Raw genomic sequence first — 19,667 nt, 5'->3', positions numbered from 1 at the left:
GGAGAATGATCCATGTATTTCAACGAGACGCATGATGCTTTCAGGGCATCGATAAAGAAGTTTGTCGATAAGGAGATCAATCCCCACATGAATGAGTGGGAAAAGACGACAGCACCCCTTCACGAGCTTTTCAAGAAGATGGGCGACCTGGGTTTCCTGGGCATTCGCTACGATCCTAAATATGGGGGAGGGGGACTGGATTACTGGTTTGAGACGGTCATGCTGGAAGAGATCGGGCATATCAAGGGCATGGGTGTTTCCACGGCTATCGCAGTCCAGACGAACATGGCCACACCGGCAATCGCAGCCACTGGGAGCGAGTACCTCAAGGAGACCTACCTCAGGCCTGCCATCGCCGGTGACATGGTCTGCGCCATTGCCGTGACCGAGCCGGATGCAGGCTCCGATGTCCGGGCCATGAAGAGCAAAGCGGTGAAGAAAGGCGACTACTATCTCCTGAACGGATCGAAGACCTTCATCACCAACGGTGTGCAGGCTGATTTCCTCACCCTGCTTGCCAGAACTGATGAGGGAGAAGGGTATCATCAATTCGGGCTCTTCGTGGTCCCTACCAATCTCAAAGGTTTTCAGGTCAGCAAGAAACTGGATAAAATCGGGCTGTGGAGCAGTGATACGGCAGAGCTCTTTTTCGATGATGTTAAAGTGCCTGCGGAAAACCTGATCGGCGACGACAGGGAGGGTTTCATCATCCAGATGAAGCAGTTCCAGCATGAGAGGTTCGCCGTATTGCCCGGGACCTGTTCGGCCGTACAGGATATGATCGCCCTGACGGTGGACTATATTCGCCAGCGCATAGTGTTCGGTAAACCCCTCATCACCAAGCAGGTCTTGAGGCACAGACTGGCGGACTGGATTACCAGGAATGAAGCCCTGAGACAACTGACCTACCACATCGTCCGGTTGAAGATGGAAGACCGGGACGCTACGCGGGAAGTTTCCATGGGCAAACTGCTGGCAGGGCAGCTGATATCTGAAGTTGCCACCGGGTGCCTGCAGATGTTCGGAGGGATGGGGTTAATGAACGAGACGCTCATCTCGCGCTATTTCCGGGATGTCCGGGTCATGTCCATCGGCGGCGGCGCGGATGAGGTCATGCTTGAGATCGTTTCGCGGATTGAGGGTTTTTAAAGTAACGGGGCTGTCTATGGCACAATCAAGCGATCAAGTAACTATACCTTCACGCAGTGCATTGCGGCGACTGAGAGAAAAGGAACAAAAGTATAATACCATTCTCAAGGCTGCCGAGACTCTGTTTGCGCAAAAGGGGTACCATCAGACAAGCATTGAGGAGATAGCTGATCTGGCCGAGGTTTCCACGGGCGCCGTATATTTCTATTTTAAGAACAAGGAAGATTTGCTCATCATATTGATGCAGGAAATTGGGCATCAATTGAGGAAACTGCTCGCCGATGAGTTTAAAAGGACCGGATTTTCCTTTGACAGATTTAAGAATATCTCGTTTGCCTTCTTAAAAAATTTTTGCGGGAGTCACCCGGAGTGGATCGCAATTTTTTTCAGGGAATCTGTCGGCCAAAGCGTGGAAGTGGAAGAACAGAGGAGGCAACTGTTCTTCAAGCTTACGGATGATATCAAGGAGGCGTTTCTTCAAGCAAGCAGGGAACAGGGGATAGATCCCGTTGACGACTTAATCCCCGAGATGGTTGGTGTATGCATACTTGGGATATACGAAAGAATAGCCTGCTACTACTTCCTGTGGCAGAATCCACCGGAGGATATCGATACTATAGCTCAGAGATCCATATCGTTCATGCTCGGCGGGATTAGCAGCCTGCTTAAAAAGTAAGAGATTGTTACAATATACAGATTAATTAACTATCAGGAGGAGCACCATGAAAACAAGAATTACGGAGATGTTGGGGATCCAGTACCCTATCTTTCTGTCAGGTATGAGCTGGATCAGTACTCCCGAGATGGTGGCCGCCGTTTCCAACGCTGGAGGTATGGGCATACTCGCCACAGGCCCCCTGGACAAAGATGCGGTGCGTGAGGCCGTTAAGAAGATCCGCAAGCTTACGGACAAGCCCTTCGGGGCCAATTCGGCCCTGATGTTCCCTGGTGCTGCGGAATCCGCAAAGGTTCTGCTGGAGGAGCAGGTGCCGGTGATCAATTTCGCCCTGGGCAAGGGAGACTGGCTGGTAAAGGAGGCGCATAAATACGGCGGCAAGGTCATTGCCACCGTGGTAAGCTCCCGTCATGCCAAGCGGGCCGAGGAATATGGATGCGACGCCGTTATCGCCACGGGCAACGAAGCCGCAGCCCACGGCGAATTCGTGACCACTTTCTGCCTTATTCCCAGCCTGGTTAATGTCCTCACCATACCGGTCGTCGCCGCCGGTGGAATCGCGGACGGCCGCGGTTTGGCGGCTGCGCTGGCACTGGGCGCGGAAGGGGTGGCCATGGGTACAAGATTCATGACGACCAGGGAAAGCCCACTGCACCAGAACTACAAAGACCTGTCCCGTACCAAGGATGTCACCGACACTTTGTACTCGAAGCGTTTCGATGGACTGTATTGCCGTGTGCTCAAGACCGATACCGCCAAACGGGTAGAGCAGAGAGGGCTTGACCTGCCCGCTGCATTTGTCAATGGACAGGACATCGCGAAGATGATCAACCTGCCGTTCTACAAGCTCATGATAGGCGCGGCGCTCTCCGGCTGGAAGAACGCCAGACAGCTTGCCTTCCTGGCAAACGCCTCCAAGAACTTCCAGCGCGCTACGGAAGAGGGCGACCTTAAGAGGGGTGTGCTGCCGGTAGGGCAGTGCACCGGCCTGGTCAAGGACGAGCCCACGGTCAAAGAGGTGATCGAGAGGATGGTAAAAGAGGCGGAGGGCATTGAGAAGAAGTTGGCCGGCGTTTTCAATTGAATAATCAATCAAACTCATATAGAATATGTCGATTCTTTATATATAAGGAGGTAGTACCATGTCCAAAAGGGTTGGCATTGTAGGTGCGGCTGTTACCCCCTTCAAAGCCAAATGGAACGAGAAGACCTATTACGAGCTTGCACAGATGGCCACCAGAGAGGTGGTTAAGGATGCCAAGATTCCTATTAAGGATGTCGATGCCGTTTTCTATGCTATCTATAATGATATCTTCGAACGGACCTGCATCCCCGAGCATCCGCTGCAGGGTATTATCGGCATGCAGGACAAATTCGGCATGCGCGTCAGCACGGGCGGCGCCACAGGCGCCTATACCATCTCAGCGGCGCACGCCTATCTCGCGGCCGGCAGGTTCAAGACCGCCCTTGTTCTGGGTGTGGAGAAATGCACCGATTGTTTCGATTTCCTCTCCATGTCCGCCACTCCCGAGGTGATCAAGACCATCGGCTGGTCGGGCGACAGCTTCTTCGAGCAGCAGCTCGGATGGACGGCGGCGGACAGCTATGCCGAGGTTGTGCTGGCCTATATGGATGAGCACCCCAAAGACCTTAAACCCAAGGTGACGGCCAAGATATCGTCCGTGCTCAGTCAGTACGCCAAAAACAACAAGTACGCCCAACGCCAGCATGACCAGGTTACGCCTGAGGAGGTCATGAATTCACGATTAATAGTCTATCCCTTCAAAGAACTGGAGATCTGTGTATATACCGAAGGCGCTGCCGCCCTGATTCTGGCAGAGGAAGACACCGCCAAAGCGATCTCCAGGAACACGGGCAAGCCGGTAATCTGGATAACAGGCGTGGGTGAGGCCAATGAGCACTCCTTCGCAGGTAAAAAACAGAAGGTCATGCCGCGCATCATGTCCGACTACCTTGCTTCGCATCGGGCATATAAAATGGCGGGCATCAAGAATCCCCTTAAGGCCATTGATATTGTCGAGCTGCACGATGCCTTCGTACACCAGCTCGAGATCACCATGTCGGAGTTCGATCTGGTTCCGCGCGGTAATGCCGATGCGCTCATCGACGACGGCCTGATGCTTCCGGGCGGAGAATATCTGGTTAATCCCTGCGGCGGCCTGATTTACTGCGGCCATGCCGTGGGCGCAAGCAACGTCATGTCTGCATGGTCGGCGCGCAATGAGCTGATAAAGCGCAAGAAAAAGACCGCGCTCGTGCACGGGACGGGCAGCACCATCGCCCAGTACACGGCTGTCTGCATCCTGGAACATGATTAAGCGAGGAAGGAGATAATTGAAATGGCAAAGATAAAAGAGAAAGTTATTGCTCCGGAGTATATACCGGACAAAGGCTCGCACGTTCTGACCATCGACAAGCAAAAATATTTAATTGTCAATGACGCCATGTACACCTTTTATCAGAGGAGCAAGGGCGAGTTTTCGCAGTTCTTCCTCGGCATCAGGGACGATAAGAAAATTCTGGGCTGCAAATGCACTAAATGCGGCCTGGTCAGGTGCCCTCCCTTCCAGACGCATTGCCCGGATTGCAATTTTGCCCCCACCAAGATCGTAGAGGTGGGGCAGGTGGGCAAGATGCTCAGCACCCCACCCATCACCTATTTCGCCAACTCGCTCTTTCTCAAGATGGCGCCTTATGGCAGGGGTCGCGTGGTGCTGCAGGGTGCGGATACCGCGCTCAGCGTGAATGTTTATACCACCACCGGCATACTTGCGCCCGGTATCATCAAGAAGGGGACCGAGGTCAAGGTCGTTTTCAGGGACGAGCGCAACGGTGAGATCAGCGATATCTTCTGCGTTCCCACCAAAGAGCTGACCAGGGCCCAGGTCGCCAGAAAGGGCCTGCTTGCATCTCAGATCAACTGGGAGGGTGCGGTTGAACCGACCCTGAAAAAACCCACCGCAGCGGATAAAACCGCCTATGATAAGGCGCTTAAAGAGATCAAGTCCGTGATCAAGATGATGAACCAGACCGAGCGCGCCCGCAAGGACATCGCCGGATGGAAGCGTGATATCAAGGTTAAAACCACCGGCGGTGAGTTCGCCATCATCATCAATAATGGCGATATCAGGGTGGAAGAGAAGAAACTGACCAAACCCGATTTCGTTGTGGTGGCCAAAGATCCTAAGGTACTGGCGGACGGCTTGGCTTACCGCGGCGCCATCACCGATTCCATCATTATGAAAAGACTGTGGATCAGCAAGAACATGGAGTTCACCACTATTTTCAAACTGGACCGTATGGCCCGCTCGGTGGCGCGTTCTAAGAAATAACCTCGCCCGATTTAAGTAAAGAAAGAGGGGGGCAGCCGCCCCCCTCTTTGTATATTCCAGCCCGGTCTATTTTTTCAGTATTGTCACGGCGGCCACATGATTCCAGCCGAATACCTGGCACAGGCCGACTTTGGGGTCCCGGGATATCTGCCTGGGTCCGGCCTGTTTCCTCATCTGCCATACGATCTCGCATACCTGCCCCAGGCCGGAGGCGCCCGGCGGTTCGCCCTTGCACTGTATCCCTCCGCTGGGATTAACCGGTAGGCGGCCCGTAATATCCCAAACACCTTCCCGTAATAGTTTATAGGCCTCTCCCTGTTTGCAGAGACCGAGTTGCTCGATATGGACCAGCTCATGCGCTGATTCGGTATCCTGGACCTCGCACACATCAATGTCCTTCGGACCGAGGCCCGCCATCTCATATGCTTTTTTAGCGGCAAGCTCGGTCACCGAGATGCCCTTTTTGTTGAGGTTAACACTGTAGGTATTGCTGGGCTCAACCACGGATGGAGGGTATTGTGCCGTCTGCATAACGGTAGCAGCGATGGTTATTGGCTTGCGGATGTTGAATTTTTTAGCTGCCTTCTTGCTGCAAACGATGGCCGCCGCGGCGCCATCATCCGGTGTGCAGAAATTATACAGATGCAGCGGATAGGCAACCATGGGAGATTTGAGCACGTCCTCTATGGTTATTATGTTTCTGAAGAGCGCGTAGGGGTTGTTTGCACCGTTTTTATGTGCCTTGACCGCCACCCTGGCGAAATCCTCTTCTGTAGCGCCGTAATCATTCATATATTTCTGTGCCACAGTAGCAAAGGCTGCAGGGCTGGCCTTCATGCCCAGCACATTCTGCCAGGGGTCACCCAGTTCATCGAACATTCCCTTGAACTTATCGAATCCATAAACCAGTACAACTTCGCAGGAGCCGCTGTTGATGGCGTCCCTGGCCAGCTTCAGCATGGCGCCGCCCGTCGCGCACATGGCGTTAATCTGGTATATCGGCACACCGGTCATACCGACTTTCATCATCAGGTCGATGCCGGTGCCCGCTTTCTTAAAAGCGACTTTCCCGGCCAGCACGAACTCGATATCTCGATATGTTATGTTGGCGTCTTCCAGCGCCTTTAGGATAGCCTCGATAGCAATGTCATCAGGCTCCTTATCAGGATACCTGCCAAAAGGATGCATCCCCACACCGGCGATTACCACGTTGCTCATATTGCCTCCTTAAGCTCAAGTTTGTTTGGCAGCAAAGAAATAACCACTTTAATTAGCCCCCGCCGGTTTAAACTTGCAGATCATCACATCATTACCGTCTTTATCCTGCCCAAATTTTTCAAAGGCCAGTTCCATTTCCATGCCGACCTTAAGCTTTCTAGGATCGTTTTCCGTGAGCAGAGAATAAAGCACCGTACCGCCCGGCAGCTCGATCCAGCCCAGCCCGTAGGGCACAAATGGATCGGGTGGTTTATAGGGAGGAGGTGCAGGGTAGTACATCACGGAAAAGGCGTAGAGTTTTCCCCTGTTACCGAGGGTTATCTCCTCCAGGTCCCGACCCTGGCAGTTCTCGCATATCTCTCGTTTGATGAAAAACTTCTCCCCGCATCTCTTGCACCTGCTCCCTAAAAGGTCTCCCTTATCGGCCGGTAATTGCGGAAGTCTCATCATCCCCTCTTTGAAAGGCACCTGTTTGCCGTTACCGTTGCTCATAAAAAAACCCTCCTTTAGTACGCAATCACTACGTATTGACAGCACTATTTTACGTTTGGTGTAAATGCAATAATATTGTGAACTGGCCAGTTATACCTGGCAGTATATTTTAAAACGTGCTTAAGGCTGTTGTAAAGATACTCGATACGGGACCGGTACTAAAATCAGCACTTGGAAGACACTTCATACCTGGGAGGAAAACGGTTACCCAAGGGTATTGGAAAGAATGGTTTGCTTTCTTCTTTTCACAGGCGTTGCAAAAATAATGCCGGTCAGGATGAAATCAGACATGTGTGCTGCGATCTCTTTCGTCGTCAGAGCGCCCCGGGGGGAGTACCAGACCCAGGTATAATTGGCGGCCCCAATAATGGTATATGCCAGCATTTTGGCATTCACTTTCCTGAAGATATGCTTTCTGATCCCTTCCTCAATAATCCGGCATAACATATCCTCATAGGTGTCTCTTAGCTTAACTATCTCCTTTTTATGCCTGCTGGTTACCAGCCAGTCCTGCTGAGGCAGCATCGGTCCTACACCGGTTACCACCGTCTGCGCAACATGGTTCTCGATCGCCCGCTTCAGTTTGGAATCCGGACTGTCTTCATCGCGAACGATTCTTTCCAGACTCTCGATGACTATTTTATACGCTATGCGGTGCAGGTCGAATATGATCTCCTGCTTGCTGGCCCAGTGGTGATAAATGCTTACTTTACTGATATGCAGCCGTTCAGCTATCTGATCCAGCGTTACGTTGGCATAACCACGCTCGCGAATCAGGTCAGAGGCCGCTTCCAGAATCCTTTTCTTGAAATCACGCCGCGCTTTTAGTCTCAGTTGATACGATTTGTCAGCGTCGATTGCCATATAAGTATTACCTGCATATCTTGAATCTTGCCGGTGTGCTCAGTGTATATTACGCTCCTGAATTGAGTTCGAATTTTAGGTTAAACAGCAGCATTTGTCAAAGCTTGCATATCGCCAACTACAGCGTTTTTGACATATATGTCAAACGTGTGATATAAATTTGCGGCGGATGTACTGAGTAGTTATACCAATGGGTTCTGTCCATTAGAACCGGATTTTACCGGATTCGTCAGGAGGCTTAGCCGTGGATTTTCAGTTTTCAGAACAGCAGGAAATGTTGAGGGCGACCGTGCGGGAATTCGTAGAGAAGGAATGCCCCAGGCAATTGGTAAGGAAGTGGGACGAGGAGCATACATTCCCCCTGGAGGTTTTCGAGAAACTGAAGCATATGGGCGTCATGGGCATTATTACTCCTGCAGAATATGGCGGAACCGGAGGCAGTATCGTGGACTACACCATAGTGGTCGAAGAGCTGGCGCGCTCCGGCTTCTGGGGGTTGGCCTCGTATTTCAATGCGGTCATCATGTACGGGACAGACATGATACTGCACTGCGGTACTGAGGAGCAGAAGAAGTATTACCTGCCCAGATTGTGCCGGGGCGAGTTGCTTTTTGCCTATGGCATCACAGAGCCGGACTCGGGATCGGATGCCGCGGCTGCCCGCACCATGGCCGTTGAGCAGGGCGACCATTATGTGCTCAACGGAACGAAAATGTTCATTACCCTGGCCGACAAGGCCGATTACACCATTACACTGGCCCGGACCGACAGGGAGGCGCCCAAACATAAGGGGCTATCCCTTTTTATTGTTGATACCAAGAGCAAAGGTTACCATGCGAAGCCGATCAAGAAAATGGGTGGGTTCACCGATACGACCTGCGAGGTGGTCTACGACAACGTTAAGGTGCCCAAGACGCACGTCCTGGGCGGACCCGAGGCAGTCAACAGTGGCTGGCAGCTGCTGATCAGCACGCTCGAGACCGAGCACCTGGAGGTGGCCGCCAATTCCCTTGGCTATGCGCAGGCAGCCTTCGACGATTCCCTGCAGTACGCCAAGGAAAGGAACGCCTTTGGCCAGCCCATCGGCAAATTCCAGGCTATCAGTCACATGCTGGCCGAGATGGCTGTGGATCTTCATCTGGCACGGCTGTGCGTTTACCAGCTTGCCTGGTTGCGCGACGCCAATAAGCCATGCTACAAAGAGTCATGTATGGCCAAGCTGGTCGCCACAGAGTGCTGGACCAACATGGCGCACAGGGCCATGCAGGTCTTCGGCGGCTATAGCCTGATGTATGAATACGACGTGCAGAGGTATTTGCGCGATTCTTATATCCTACTTATCGGGGGTGGAACCAGGCAGATACAGAAAAATATGATAGCCAAAGCGCTGGGGCTATAAATAGGCCGCGCTGTCAAACGTCGATTATGCCAACGAAACAAAGCATGCCCTTTCACACTGCACTTTGCGATTTGCTTGGGATCAGGTATCCGATCATCCAGGGTGCCATCATGCATGCCGGTGGTCCCGGATTGGTGGCTGCAGTTTCAAATGCGGGCGGTTTGGGGGTGCTTTCCTCTGCAGGAATCAGCACTAAGCAGCTGGTCGAAGACATAGATGAAACCCGCAGGCTATGCCATATGCCGTTTGGTGTCAATATTCAGGCTGGCGCAGCTGAGTTCGCTATGAGTAGGGCTAGGACCGTGATTGAAAATGGCGTCAACGTGGTGACCCTTGGCCGTATAGACACTAAACTCCCCGTGATTGATTATCTGAAAAGCAATAATATTCAAATTATGGCGGTGGTGGGTAATGTCGAAAGAGCCAGGGTATGTGAAGGGCAGGGTGTTGACATAATTATTGCATCCGGCTGCGAGGCTGGAGGGCATGTGGGAAGGGTAGCTACGATGCCTTTGATTCCGGCGGTGGTTAATGCTGTCAGGTTACCCGTTGTTGCGGCAGGAGGCATCGCAGATGCCCGTGGATTTGTTGCGGCGCTGGCCCTGGGAGCCTGTGGTGTGCAAATGGGGACCCGTTTTTATGCCACGAAGGAAGCAACCGCCACAGCGGTGGAAAAGCATAAGATCATCGCGGCAACTGAGGATGACACCATGGTCTCTGCCGCACTCACGGGCTTTCCCTGCCGGCTTATACGTGAAAAAATACTCGATGATTGGGAGCAACGTAATCGGGCAGGAGCACCGGTGGAAGTGCTTAAAGCACTTTCTGCAGAAATTCAGAGGAAATACTGGCAGAAATCGGCGGGGGCTGTGGTGTCAGCAGGTCAGGCATGCGGTATTATCAGCACCACCCTTGCTGCCGGAGAGATTATTGAAGACATGGTAGCGGACTCTATGGAGATAATCCGCAGCATATATAAACTGTCTGGTCAGGTTATGACACAACAACAATAGTATGTACGGAGGATATTATGGCTTTAAGAACACCTGAACAATTCAAAGAAAGCCTGAGGGATGGCAGGGAAGTCTACATGTATGGAGAAAAGGTAAAGGACGTCACCACTCATCCCGCGCTCAAGGTATGCGTCGATACCATGGCGCTGGACTATGAATGCGCCGAACTGCCACAGTTCAAGGACCTGGCCAATGTCTACGATCCTGAGCTCAAACAGGAGGTCAGCAGGTACTACCATATCCCGCAGAATGGAGAGGATTTGGTGAAGGCCACCGAGCTGATAATAGCCACCTCCACCTATGCAGACGGTTATATCCCGCTTGCCAAGGACATAGGTGCCGACGCCATCAACGCCATTCAGATCTTCGCCAATTTGACTGGAAATAAGGAATATATCGACCGGGTACATAACTTCCGCCAGTATCTGATGAAAGAGGACGTGGCCATCGTCTCCGCGGTCACCGATGCCAAGGGCGACCGGTTGATGCGCCCCTCGGATCCCAAGCAGGTTCACCCCGATTTTTACCCGCGGGTGGTGGAGAAGAACGCCAAGGGCATCGTGGTCAGGGGCGCCAAGATGCACATCACGGGCTCCGCCTATTCCAATGAGATCTTTGTAATACCCGGCAGGGCTATGACCGAGGCCGACCAGGACTACGCTGTGGCCTTCGCTGTGCCCTGCAACGCCAAGGGTTTAAAGCAGATCTGCCGACCCATAAAGGCGGGCATCAGCTCGATGGAATTTCCGGTGGACCGCCCCTGGCGCATGCATACCGACCAGTTAATAATCTTCGATGATGTTTTCGTGCCATGGGAACGTGTTTTCATGTGCGGCGAATGGAAGCAGGCTTTTCTAATAGCACACAATTTCGGCCTGCTGCACCGACGGACGGGCTGCGCCTACCGCATACCCATCTCGGAAATTTTCGTAGGGATGGCTTATGCCATCGCTGAGTACAACGGCGTGGAAAATGTCCCTCATATCAGGGAGAAGCTGACGGAGGCGGCTATGTACCTGCAGACACTCAAATCCCTGACGCGCGCGGCCTGCCTGGATTTCGTCATGCACGGCGGTATGCCGGTTCCCAATCCCGTGACCACCAATATCGCCAAGTATCATTTTGCGGATAAATATCATGGGCTAGCCAAGCTGATACAGGATATCTCGGGTGGGGCGCTGATAACAAAGCCCACCTACCTCGACTGGCAGAATCCCGAGATCCAGCCCTATATGGAGAAATACCTGAGTGGAAAGTCGGGCACCTCGGCCGAGGCCCGCCTGCGTATGTTCGACCTCATACGCCGGCAGCTCGCCTCAGAGTTCGAGGTCATGGTCCTGCACGGCGAGGGCTCGCTTATGTCCCAGAGGATGATGATACTGGCCGAGGCCCGTGAGGAGCTGAGGCGCTGCAAGAAGATAGCCGACGATATGGCAGGAATCAAATAATATATTGGAGGATTATCAATGGATGTTTCATACCTGTCCTTAAAGGGTAAGGTCGCCTTGATAACAGGGGGCAGCCGCGGCATCGGCAGGTCCATCGCGCTGCAGTTCGCCGACGCGGGAGCCGACGTTATCGTCAGCAGTCGCAAGCTTCCGGACCTGGAAAAGGTGGCGGAAGAGATCAAGCAAAAAGGGGTCCGCAGCCTGGCGATAAGCGCGCACAACGCTAAAATTGAGGACCTGAAAAACCTGATGGCCAGGGTCAAGGAAGAGTTCGGACGTCTTGACGTCCTGGTCAACAATGCTGTAGCTAATCCTGTTATGGCGGATGTCCTTCACATGGAGGAAGCGCCCTTCGACCTGATCATGAACGCTAATATCAAGGGCTACTATTTCCTCAGCCAGGCGGCGGCCAGGATGATGGTAGAGCAGGGCAGCGGAGGCGCGATCGTCAACGTTGCGTCGGTGGGAGGTATCTTCGTCACTCCCGGGCTGGGTCCCTACTGCATCAGCAAGGCGGCTATTATTATGATGACCAAGTGCCTGGCTGCGGAGCTGGGCAGCCATGGAATCCGCGTGAACTGCATTGCCCCCGGCATCGTTAAGACCAAGTTCAGCGAGGCGCTTTGGAGCAATGAAAAGCTGATGGCCGACTATTTGAAGCAGATGCCGCTGGGCAAAATAGGCCAGCCTGAGGAGATATCCCGGACGGCGCTTTACCTGGCCTCGGACGCTTCCAGCTTCATGACAGGATCCACGCTTATTATCGACGGCGGCGCCAACCTGTAGCAGCTGCCGCCTCTCAAAGATTATTTAAGGAGGTTTAACTGTAAATGGTTTCAAAGAACTTTGATGTAATCGTAGTTGGATCGGGGGTGGGAGGTCTGGCCACGGCTGCTATCCTGGCGTCAAAAGAAGGTAAAAAAGTCCTTGTGCTGGAGAAGGAGTCTTTTTACGGCGGGCGCATACTCAGCTTCTACGGGAAAGACAACAAGCTCTGGATCATGGGTAAAGAGTATTCCTACAAGGACTTGCAGAAGGCGTTGGCCAGCACGGGCACCTGGATCACTCATGATACGCCATCCTTCGAGTCGGTGGTAAAACAGGGCTTGTTCAACCATTGCATCAACGATGGCGGCCACGGGTTATTCTGGGGCGACCGCGGTCGAATCACCTACCTGTGCAAATTCCTGGGCAAGCCTATTTATATGAAGACCAACAAGGGGTTCGTCGTTATCGACAACAAGGACCAGACCAGGTGGTACCAGGTCGAGCACGGTAAACCCTACGAGTGGATGAGCGACGGCGGCAAGTCGGCCCGGAAGCTGCTGCGCGAGATGGCCATGCTGACATTTGACCAGATCGAGCAGATGAAGGGCTCCCTGGGAGATTTCCTCAGGGAAAGGGACTGCAACGAGGAGAACTGGCTGTTCATCCGTAACCTGGCCGGTTCTCAAACGGCTATGGCCAATCCCGACGATATGCACCTGCGCGACTACCTGAAATATCAGTCCATAGCCAAGGATATCCAGATGGATCTGGTCACAGGGTCAGTGGGACAGATCGATGCCGGCATAGGCACACTGGATATCGCTCTGCAGCTAGGCAACGTGATCAGGGCGGCCGGAGGAGAGATCTGGACAGACGCTCCTGTACAGGAGATTGTGATCGAGAATAAGAAAGTCAAAGGTGTAAAAGTCAAGACGAAAAATGGAACGGAGACCATCGATGCCGGCCTGGTCGTTTGCAACATACCGCCCAAGCAGGCCTTCAGTGTGATACCGGAGGGCAATTTCCCCACCGATTTCGTCAAGGAAGTGAAGGAGAAATACTATGTGCCCGGCCTGCTGACCGGTTTCTTCTATTCCAGGCGCGATTTTGCCCGCGAGAAGGGCATTGATCCCAGGAGCTTTATCTTCCTTTCAGGCGTTACGAACAAGAAAGGCCTGGAGGGCCTCGATTTCGTTATGGCCTCTTTCACCTGGTGGGTAAATCACGCTCCTATCGAGATGAGCAGCCTCCTTTTCTCCATCCCCCTGCTGGACTGGGAGATGCGCGACAAGGCCAAGGTCAGCGCCTGCATCGCCGAGGCTGAACGTTTCATGACCGACAATTTCCCGGGATGGGAGAAGGACGTTATTTTCCGTATCTGGACCGCCGGCTCCGAGGCCTACGGCCACTGGCGTCCCATCGGACAGGACCGCCCTGATAATCAGTGCCCCTGGGTCGAAGGCCTGTATTTCGTCGGCGACCAGTACGGCAAGAAGGAGTGGGGCGGAGGCGTTGACGGAGCAGCGCTGTCAGGAGCCCTCTGCGCGGACGCCATCACTGGAAAGGACTACGAAAAGCAGATATTCCCCTCCTATCATCGCTCTTCCTGGTAGAGACTTTACATAAAACAAAGGATGGACGGGCCCAGCCCGTCCATCCTTTTTATATTGCGGTAATTAAACCCTTCAGGCCTTGATGGGCTCACGCACCTCGTAAAGCTTGATTGAATCAGTTATGCACTGAACGGCACATACGCCGCATCCGAAACATTTATCGGGATTGACAGCGGCCTTCATCTTCTTGTGCCCGGCGACCTTTATCATCTCGATTGCGCCGAAAGGACACTGCTCCACACAGTCCTGGCATCCGCTGCAAGACTCTACGTCCACCCTGGCCTCGAAGCGGCTCCTGGCTATGCCCTTTTCCACTCCGCCGTAGGTCAGCCACGGCATCATGAAGATACAGCAATCTGGACAGCAGTTGCAGATAAAATGTCCCATCTCCGGGGTATTGGTCACGCTGTGGACCAGGCCACCCTCCGCAGCGGTGCGCAGTATCTGTTTGGCCTCTTCTTTGCTCACCTCGCGGCCGGAGCCGCGCTTTATAGTGTATTCCGCGCCCTTGTTTAGCTGCAGGCAGACCTCGCCGGGCCTGTCGCATTTCTGCGCCATGCGACGGCAGGGGCACTTGACCACGGCGATCCTGGCTGTCCTGTCGATAATCCCCTCTATGTCCTCATTCGGCATGAGCTTGCCGGGCTCCGCGACAGCCGCACGCGCCGGTATGACCCTGGAGACGGGATTAATGAAATCCTTCACCCATTTGGCGACATCCTTATACAGCTCGTTCTCGGAGAAATCCCACCAGGCGTCCAGCAGGTCCCTGCCCCACAGCTGGTCCGACCTCATATCGCTGCCGGTGGCGTCGTGCAGCTGGAAAATATCGCGCGCCGGGCGGTAGCCTTTGGATGATTCGAAAATAACGCCCTTCTTAAAAAGTCCGGCCAATATCTCGTTTACTTTCTCAACCGGTTTGCCTGTCTTTCCTGATATCTCATCTGCCGTAGCGGGAAGCATATTGGCGATCTTGACCTCGTCTTCGTCCATCAGTACCTGAAGCACCTTCCTGAACCTCTCCGATCCCTGGTAGGCGTATTTGCCGGCAAACTCGGTATAAGGGTCGCTCATCGTAACCTCCTCTCTTTATCAACCGTGTCGATGATGTTTGCGCGGGTTATATTGTTCTGATGACCGCCACCACCCTGCCCTGTATATCCACATTGGCCGGGTCGGTGTAGATCGGCTCCATCTGCGAATTGGCCGGCTGCAGACGGACGCGGTCTTCCTCCCTGAAGTAACGCTTGAGCGTGACCTCCGCTTCCTTTCTCAGCCAGGCTGCCACCATGTCTCCGTTCTCGACATTCTTAACTGGCTCCATTAAAACGATATCTCCGTCGTCGATTAGGGCATCGATCATAGAGGTTCCTTTCACCCTCAAAGCAAAAACCTCTTTCTCCCGTGTGATCTCTCCGGACAGCTCCAGCGTATCCACCGCCTCCTGGTGCCAGGTGTCCGCGCTCATCACGGGCAGGGGAGTGCCGGCTGCGATAACGCCCAGGACGGGGACGCGTATGGTGCTCCTGCGGTCAGGAAGCTGGATGCTCCTGAAAACGTGGGAATCCCTCTCGATCTGGTGCTCGCTTTCCAGCAACTTGAGATGATACTGCACAACGGCGGTGGAGCTGAGCCCGCAGCCTTTTTGAATGTCCCTTACCGTGGGCGTATAGCCACGCTCGTCGTAAAAATCCCGAATGAACTCGATGATCTTTTCACGTTTTTCACTCGGCCCTGCTTTTCTCATAAATTTAATCCATTATCGTACATTTGTTCTTTTATTCAGTGTATACAATGGGGACAGGGGATGTCAAATATCGTTGGACAGGGCAATAAAGCAGCAGGACGGGCCCTAAGGCCCGCCCTGTATATATCGTGTCTCTTGTATTAACAGCGATTTTTTTCTATGCAGCCGTTCCGCGCTGGCGCAGATACACGACCAGCAATACCAGCAGTATTAACACGAACGCCGCAAATGCGACGGCAAATATAATATCGTTGTTATTCCCGCCGGTCACGTTGAGTGTGCCGGCCCGAACGTTGTTCACGCGTACGCTGTATTCTCCCGGCTGGGACGGCGTCAGGGTGAACGTCACAGGCTCCGTGCTGCCGCCGGCCACCTTTACTCCCTGTAAGCCGGCGACCTCGCCGTTGAGATAAACCTTAACGGCGGCTGCGCCGCTTGCACCTCCCGTATTGGTGACATCGGCGCTGACCGTTACCGGGCTGCCCGCTGCTATAGACGAAGCTGATACCTTTGCTGACGTGACCTGTAGGTTAGGTGGATTTAAAGCGCTTGGCGATGTGATAGATGTCAGGGACGCGCCGTGTGAACCGGGCCCGACGTTGATACCCTGTTGCATGGGAGGTGGAACAGGGGTGGCTGTAAAGGTTACCATGGCTGTAGATATGGTAAGTGTCGGCAGCACCTGAAAGACCGACCTGACCGTGGCGACGCTGGCTGTGGTTGATGATCGAAGTGTTGTAACAGCATGCCCTCCGGATGTCAGCGCGAACAAGCTGGTCAACGTGCCGGCTGTGGTTGCGAAGTCTACCTGGAGTCCGTCCGGTATATTGCAACCCATGACAATTCCATTGGAGTTGCGTGTGCAGTCCAGGTCGAGGGTGGAAAGAGATACGCCATCGGCCACGATTATAGCAGGAGTAGCCGTCAGGTTCATAGCGGCCCATGGATTGAAGTCCAGTGCAGTATGCCCGTTGGTATCAATCGGGTCGCCCGTGCCCGGGCCTGCGCCGTCCACGTTCGGGCCACTGTTGGCTCCCCAGTAATTATCGATTACATTGAATGTCCCGTCGGCTAAGAGGACCAGACCGGCTGTCGTATTTCCGACTATGGCGTTGCAATGTGCCGCCAGGTCATTTTCAGCTTCGATGCCAGTCGTATTATGGTAGAAAATATTGCCCGATACATCTTCCAGCGGACAGGCGTGGTATAGACCCCGGCCATTATCATAGATCAGGTTATCATTCAACGACGTCCAGAGGGACGTTGCACTGTTCAGAGCAATACCATCGGCACAATCGTATATCTCATTGCTGTCGATAGATCCGTTGGTTGTACTCCCTGTATCACATATGCCGGTTTGGAATTCATAAATCACGTTATGCTGTATGGCAACCGGCCCTGAGGCCTGAGACTGAATACCCCTAAAGGCTGATGTTCCATGGAGATCATTATCACGTATAATAATGTTCTGGCTATCTAAAACAACTATCCCATTCTCCACCGAAAACATCAGATTAGTGTCCACCAGGCCAGGATTCGTATCCTCCAAACGAACACACGCTGCGCCAAGAACCTCATTGTTCAGCTCATTGTTGTAGACTGTGACAGCGCTGCCGTTACATTCTACGCCCGAGCGGGTGAAATCAACGATCAGGGACCCCTGGACGGTGACAACCGAACCGCCCCATACGGCGATATCGATGTCGGCGATATTGTTATTAAATGCGCCTGTCACGCAGCCGGAATTGAATCCACTGGAGCCGATTACATTGTCAAAAACAATTGTTGCGTAGTGATCAGCGCCGGCATTCCTGGCGCCAAAGGCATAAGCGGTGAGGGTGCTGACTGTGACATTGGTGGTGTCGTGCGCCAGGATCACATAATCAAATACAGTGCCGTCTCCTGCCGTGTAATTCGTTCTGGCGCCGTCAGCTGGAGCTGCGATGAACGTGCCATTGGGTGTCGGTGCAACGGCTGTGCCGATTAACGAGAGGGATTTGTCAATCACGACCTGCTCCACCCATGTGCCCAGGCCGATGCGTATAGTATCACCGGCGCCTGCCCGGCCGATGGCGTAATTGATCGTCAGAAAGGCGGCTGCACCCGGGCCTGTGCCATGCGCGGGGTCGTCGGTGCCCAATTTGTCCACGTACCAGGTGGCGGCGCTGGCCGGCGCAGGCTGCACAAACACCGATCCTATCAGGGCGGCAAATACCAGCAGTGTGATCACAAGGTGGACTGAAAGCTTCGCGGCCATTAAACTATCCCTCCCATTTTGTATCAGGCCTCTACGACTGAAAGATTATAAATCGCCTTATTCTAACATCGGCCGCAACCATCGTCAATGATATCTACAGAAAAAATCAGCGCCGTGTGATGTATGAATCAGAATCATTGCCGGAAAACGATGTGTTTTCTCCACTTCTCGGAGGCTGTGGGGAAGTCCGACCTGTAATGTGCCCCGCGGCTTTCCTCGCGCAGCAGCGCCGCTTCGGTCATCAATCTGGCGTTGGTGACCATCGTGTTCAACTCATAAGAGAGGCGGTCGGTGGGCACAGGCAGGATGCGGTTCCAGGCAGAGAGGGTGATGGCCGCCTGGTACAGTCCGGTGACATCGCGCACGATGCCTACTTTATCCCACAGCATAGACTGAAGGTTGGCCAGGACCAGCGCCGGAGCGTCCTTGTAAGGCTCCCTCGATGGTAACTGATACGTTTCGGCGGTCCATGCTTTGCCCCCGTTGGCCTGACCTTCCAGCTCCGACCGCTCGATTATGCGCTTGCTGAAAATCAATACCTCCAGCAGGGAATTTGAGGCCAGCCTGTTGGCGCCGTGCACGCCTGTGCAGGCCGTCTCACCGGCGGCGAAAAGGCCTGGTATATTGGTCTCGCCCCAGGTGTTTACACGGACCCCGCCCATCAGATAGTGAGCTGCCGGAGCAACCGGTATGGGCGTCCTGGTGATGTCCAGCCCGTGGTCCAGGCAGAAGCGGTAGATGCGAGGGAAACGCGTGGCAAGCTTGGTGGCGGGCAGATGCGTAACATCCAGGAAAACTCTGTCGCTGCCGGTCTTCCTCATCTCGAAGAGTATGCCCCTGGCCACGACGTCGCGCGGCGCGAGGTCTCCGCTGGGTGAGTAATCCGTCATAAAGGCTCGCCCCTCGTCATTCCTCAGCACGCCCCCTTCGCCGCGCACGGCCTCGCTGATCAGGAATGGAGACACGCCGGGCAGCCTCAATGCGGTGGGGTGGAACTGGAAGAACTCCATATCGACGATCTCGGCGCCCGCGTTGTAGGCCAGCGCGATGCCGTCGCCGGTGGCGGTGTCACCGTTGGTCGTGTACTTGAACAGCCTGCCTGCGCCCCCGGTGGCCAGTATAATGAATTTGCAGGCGTATTCCTCGATGATGCCGCTTCGAAAATCAATGGTCTTGACGCCGCTCACACGTCCGTTGCTGAGCAGTATCTCGGTAGCAAGGCAGTATTCCAGCACCTTGATGGGAGATATGCGCACCTGCTCGCTGAGCGTGACCTCGATATACTCGCCCGTGGCGTCGCCCCCGGCATGAAGAATGCGTGACCTGGAGTGCGCCGCCTCGCGCGTCAGCGCGACCTCTCCCTCCTGTGTATCGAAGGGCACGCCGAATCCGATCAGGTCGGCTATGCGGTCGGGCGCCTCGTCGGCCAGTATGCGCACCGCACCCTCATCACACAGCCCATCCCCCGCCTCTATAGTGTCCTTGAAATGAAGCTCGGCCGAGTCGTTCTGGCCGATGGCGGCGGCTATCCCGCCCTGGGCGTGCCTTGTGTTGCAGTCCTCGATACCGCCCTTGGTGACGATCAAAACGCTGCCGCTCTCTATGGCCAGCAGCGCACTGTAAAGGCCGGCGATGCCGCTTCCTATAACAATGTAGTCATAATAGTTCAT

17 protein-coding genes are annotated in these 19,667 nt (G+C 54.0%); 10 read left to right on the top strand and 7 right to left on the bottom strand.

The window, feature by feature from the left end:
* Positions 1 to 12: 12 nt before the first annotated feature.
* Genes WC359_02730 through WC359_02710 form a run of 5 tightly spaced genes read left to right on the top strand, consistent with a single transcriptional unit; the run spans position 13 to position 5,178 of the window.
* Positions 13 to 1,149 carry an acyl-CoA dehydrogenase family protein gene (locus WC359_02730; GenBank protein ID MFA5399343.1) on the top strand — a complete coding sequence of 379 codons (1,137 nt, stop codon included), beginning with the start codon at positions 13 to 15 and terminating at the stop codon, positions 1,147 to 1,149.
* Positions 1,136 to 1,825, top strand: a complete 690-nt coding sequence (locus WC359_02725; protein ID MFA5399342.1) for a TetR/AcrR family transcriptional regulator — start codon at positions 1,136 to 1,138, stop codon at positions 1,823 to 1,825. The genes WC359_02730 and WC359_02725 overlap by 14 nt, the downstream gene beginning before the upstream one ends.
* A 46-nt stretch (positions 1,826 to 1,871) precedes the next feature.
* Complete coding sequence (locus tag WC359_02720) at positions 1,872 to 2,909, top strand: nitronate monooxygenase (GenBank protein MFA5399341.1); 1,038 nt, start codon at positions 1,872 to 1,874, stop codon at positions 2,907 to 2,909.
* A 58-nt stretch (positions 2,910 to 2,967) separates the two neighbouring features.
* On the top strand, positions 2,968 to 4,164 hold the full coding sequence (locus tag WC359_02715) for a thiolase family protein (protein ID MFA5399340.1): 1,197 nt from the start codon (positions 2,968 to 2,970) through the stop codon (positions 4,162 to 4,164).
* Positions 4,165 to 4,185: 21 nt separating this feature from the next.
* Positions 4,186 to 5,178 carry a hypothetical protein gene (locus tag WC359_02710; protein MFA5399339.1) on the top strand — a complete coding sequence of 331 codons (993 nt, stop codon included), beginning with the start codon at positions 4,186 to 4,188 and terminating at the stop codon, positions 5,176 to 5,178.
* 66 nt (positions 5,179 to 5,244) lie between these two features.
* Here WC359_02710 and WC359_02705 read toward each other — a convergent pair whose 3' ends face one another.
* From WC359_02705 to WC359_02695, 3 genes are all read right to left on the bottom strand, one after another.
* Complete coding sequence (locus WC359_02705; protein MFA5399338.1) at positions 5,245 to 6,396, bottom strand: thiolase family protein; 1,152 nt, start codon at positions 6,394 to 6,396, stop codon at positions 5,245 to 5,247.
* A gap of 48 nt (positions 6,397 to 6,444) precedes the next feature.
* Positions 6,445 to 6,888 carry an OB-fold domain-containing protein gene (locus WC359_02700; protein MFA5399337.1) on the bottom strand — a complete coding sequence of 148 codons (444 nt, stop codon included), beginning with the start codon at positions 6,886 to 6,888 and terminating at the stop codon, positions 6,445 to 6,447.
* A gap of 204 nt (positions 6,889 to 7,092) precedes the next feature.
* Positions 7,093 to 7,752, bottom strand: coding sequence for a TetR/AcrR family transcriptional regulator (locus tag WC359_02695; protein ID MFA5399336.1), 660 nt, complete (start codon positions 7,750 to 7,752; stop codon positions 7,093 to 7,095).
* Positions 7,753 to 7,996: 244 nt separating this feature from the next.
* Here WC359_02695 and WC359_02690 point away from each other — a divergent pair, with 244 nt between their 5' ends.
* From WC359_02690 to WC359_02670, 5 genes are read left to right on the top strand one after another with little or no spacing between them, the layout of a single operon-like run.
* Positions 7,997 to 9,151, top strand: coding sequence for an acyl-CoA dehydrogenase family protein (locus tag WC359_02690; protein MFA5399335.1), 1,155 nt, complete (start codon positions 7,997 to 7,999; stop codon positions 9,149 to 9,151).
* A gap of 26 nt (positions 9,152 to 9,177) precedes the next feature.
* Entirely contained in the window at positions 9,178 to 10,164 is a 987-nt protein-coding gene (locus tag WC359_02685) for a nitronate monooxygenase (GenBank protein ID MFA5399334.1), read from the top strand.
* A 17-nt stretch (positions 10,165 to 10,181) separates the two neighbouring features.
* Positions 10,182 to 11,612 (top strand): 4-hydroxyphenylacetate 3-hydroxylase N-terminal domain-containing protein, encoded by a 1,431-nt coding sequence (locus WC359_02680; GenBank protein ID MFA5399333.1) that lies wholly within the window; start codon positions 10,182 to 10,184, stop codon positions 11,610 to 11,612.
* 18 nt (positions 11,613 to 11,630) lie between these two features.
* On the top strand, positions 11,631 to 12,398 hold the full coding sequence (locus tag WC359_02675; GenBank protein ID MFA5399332.1) for a glucose 1-dehydrogenase: 768 nt from the start codon (positions 11,631 to 11,633) through the stop codon (positions 12,396 to 12,398).
* A gap of 44 nt (positions 12,399 to 12,442) precedes the next feature.
* Complete coding sequence (locus WC359_02670) at positions 12,443 to 13,993, top strand: FAD-dependent oxidoreductase (GenBank protein ID MFA5399331.1); 1,551 nt, start codon at positions 12,443 to 12,445, stop codon at positions 13,991 to 13,993.
* A 72-nt stretch (positions 13,994 to 14,065) separates the two neighbouring features.
* On the opposite strand, the gene WC359_02665 is transcribed toward WC359_02670, so the two are convergent.
* The 4 genes from WC359_02665 to nadB form a co-directional block, all read right to left on the bottom strand.
* Positions 14,066 to 15,067 carry a 4Fe-4S binding protein gene (locus WC359_02665; protein MFA5399330.1) on the bottom strand — a complete coding sequence of 334 codons (1,002 nt, stop codon included), beginning with the start codon at positions 15,065 to 15,067 and terminating at the stop codon, positions 14,066 to 14,068.
* A gap of 46 nt (positions 15,068 to 15,113) precedes the next feature.
* The gene (lexA, locus tag WC359_02660; GenBank protein ID MFA5399329.1) at positions 15,114 to 15,740 is read right to left on the bottom strand and encodes a transcriptional repressor LexA; all 627 of its coding nucleotides are present in this window, start codon (positions 15,738 to 15,740) and stop codon (positions 15,114 to 15,116) included.
* Between the two features lie 157 nt (positions 15,741 to 15,897).
* Entirely contained in the window at positions 15,898 to 17,997 is a 2,100-nt protein-coding gene (locus WC359_02655) for a right-handed parallel beta-helix repeat-containing protein (protein ID MFA5399328.1), read from the bottom strand.
* Between the two features lie 134 nt (positions 17,998 to 18,131).
* A complete protein-coding gene (gene nadB / locus WC359_02650) occupies positions 18,132 to 19,667 on the bottom strand; it encodes an L-aspartate oxidase (GenBank protein ID MFA5399327.1) in 1,536 nt (511 codons plus the stop codon).

The sequence above is a fragment of the Dehalococcoidia bacterium genome (assembly GCA_041653995.1).
Classification (GTDB): Bacteria; Chloroflexota; Dehalococcoidia; order GIF9; family UBA5629; genus CAIMUM01.
The sequence above is the reverse complement of the archived record's forward strand: the minus strand, read 5'-3'. Positions and strand labels throughout refer to the sequence as shown.

Coding starts and splice junctions, on each gene's coding strand:
- WC359_02720 (MFA5399341.1), top strand. CDS start 1,872: ATGAAAACAAGAATTACGGAGATGTTGGGGATCCAGTACCCTATCTTT.
- WC359_02695 (MFA5399336.1), bottom strand. CDS start 7,752: ATGGCAATCGACGCTGACAAATCGTATCAACTGAGACTAAAAGCGCGG.
- WC359_02685 (MFA5399334.1), top strand. CDS start 9,178: ATGCCAACGAAACAAAGCATGCCCTTTCACACTGCACTTTGCGATTTG.
- WC359_02680 (MFA5399333.1), top strand. CDS start 10,182: ATGGCTTTAAGAACACCTGAACAATTCAAAGAAAGCCTGAGGGATGGC.
- WC359_02700 (MFA5399337.1), bottom strand. CDS start 6,888: ATGAGCAACGGTAACGGCAAACAGGTGCCTTTCAAAGAGGGGATGATG.
- lexA (MFA5399329.1), bottom strand. CDS start 15,740: ATGAGAAAAGCAGGGCCGAGTGAAAAACGTGAAAAGATCATCGAGTTC.
- WC359_02715 (MFA5399340.1), top strand. CDS start 2,968: ATGTCCAAAAGGGTTGGCATTGTAGGTGCGGCTGTTACCCCCTTCAAA.
- WC359_02655 (MFA5399328.1), bottom strand. CDS start 17,997: ATGGCCGCGAAGCTTTCAGTCCACCTTGTGATCACACTGCTGGTATTT.
- WC359_02670 (MFA5399331.1), top strand. CDS start 12,443: ATGGTTTCAAAGAACTTTGATGTAATCGTAGTTGGATCGGGGGTGGGA.
- WC359_02705 (MFA5399338.1), bottom strand. CDS start 6,396: ATGAGCAACGTGGTAATCGCCGGTGTGGGGATGCATCCTTTTGGCAGG.
- WC359_02730 (MFA5399343.1), top strand. CDS start 13: ATGTATTTCAACGAGACGCATGATGCTTTCAGGGCATCGATAAAGAAG.
- WC359_02675 (MFA5399332.1), top strand. CDS start 11,631: ATGGATGTTTCATACCTGTCCTTAAAGGGTAAGGTCGCCTTGATAACA.
- nadB (MFA5399327.1), bottom strand. CDS start 19,667: ATGAACTATTATGACTACATTGTTATAGGAAGCGGCATCGCCGGCCTT.
- WC359_02665 (MFA5399330.1), bottom strand. CDS start 15,067: ATGAGCGACCCTTATACCGAGTTTGCCGGCAAATACGCCTACCAGGGA.
- WC359_02710 (MFA5399339.1), top strand. CDS start 4,186: ATGGCAAAGATAAAAGAGAAAGTTATTGCTCCGGAGTATATACCGGAC.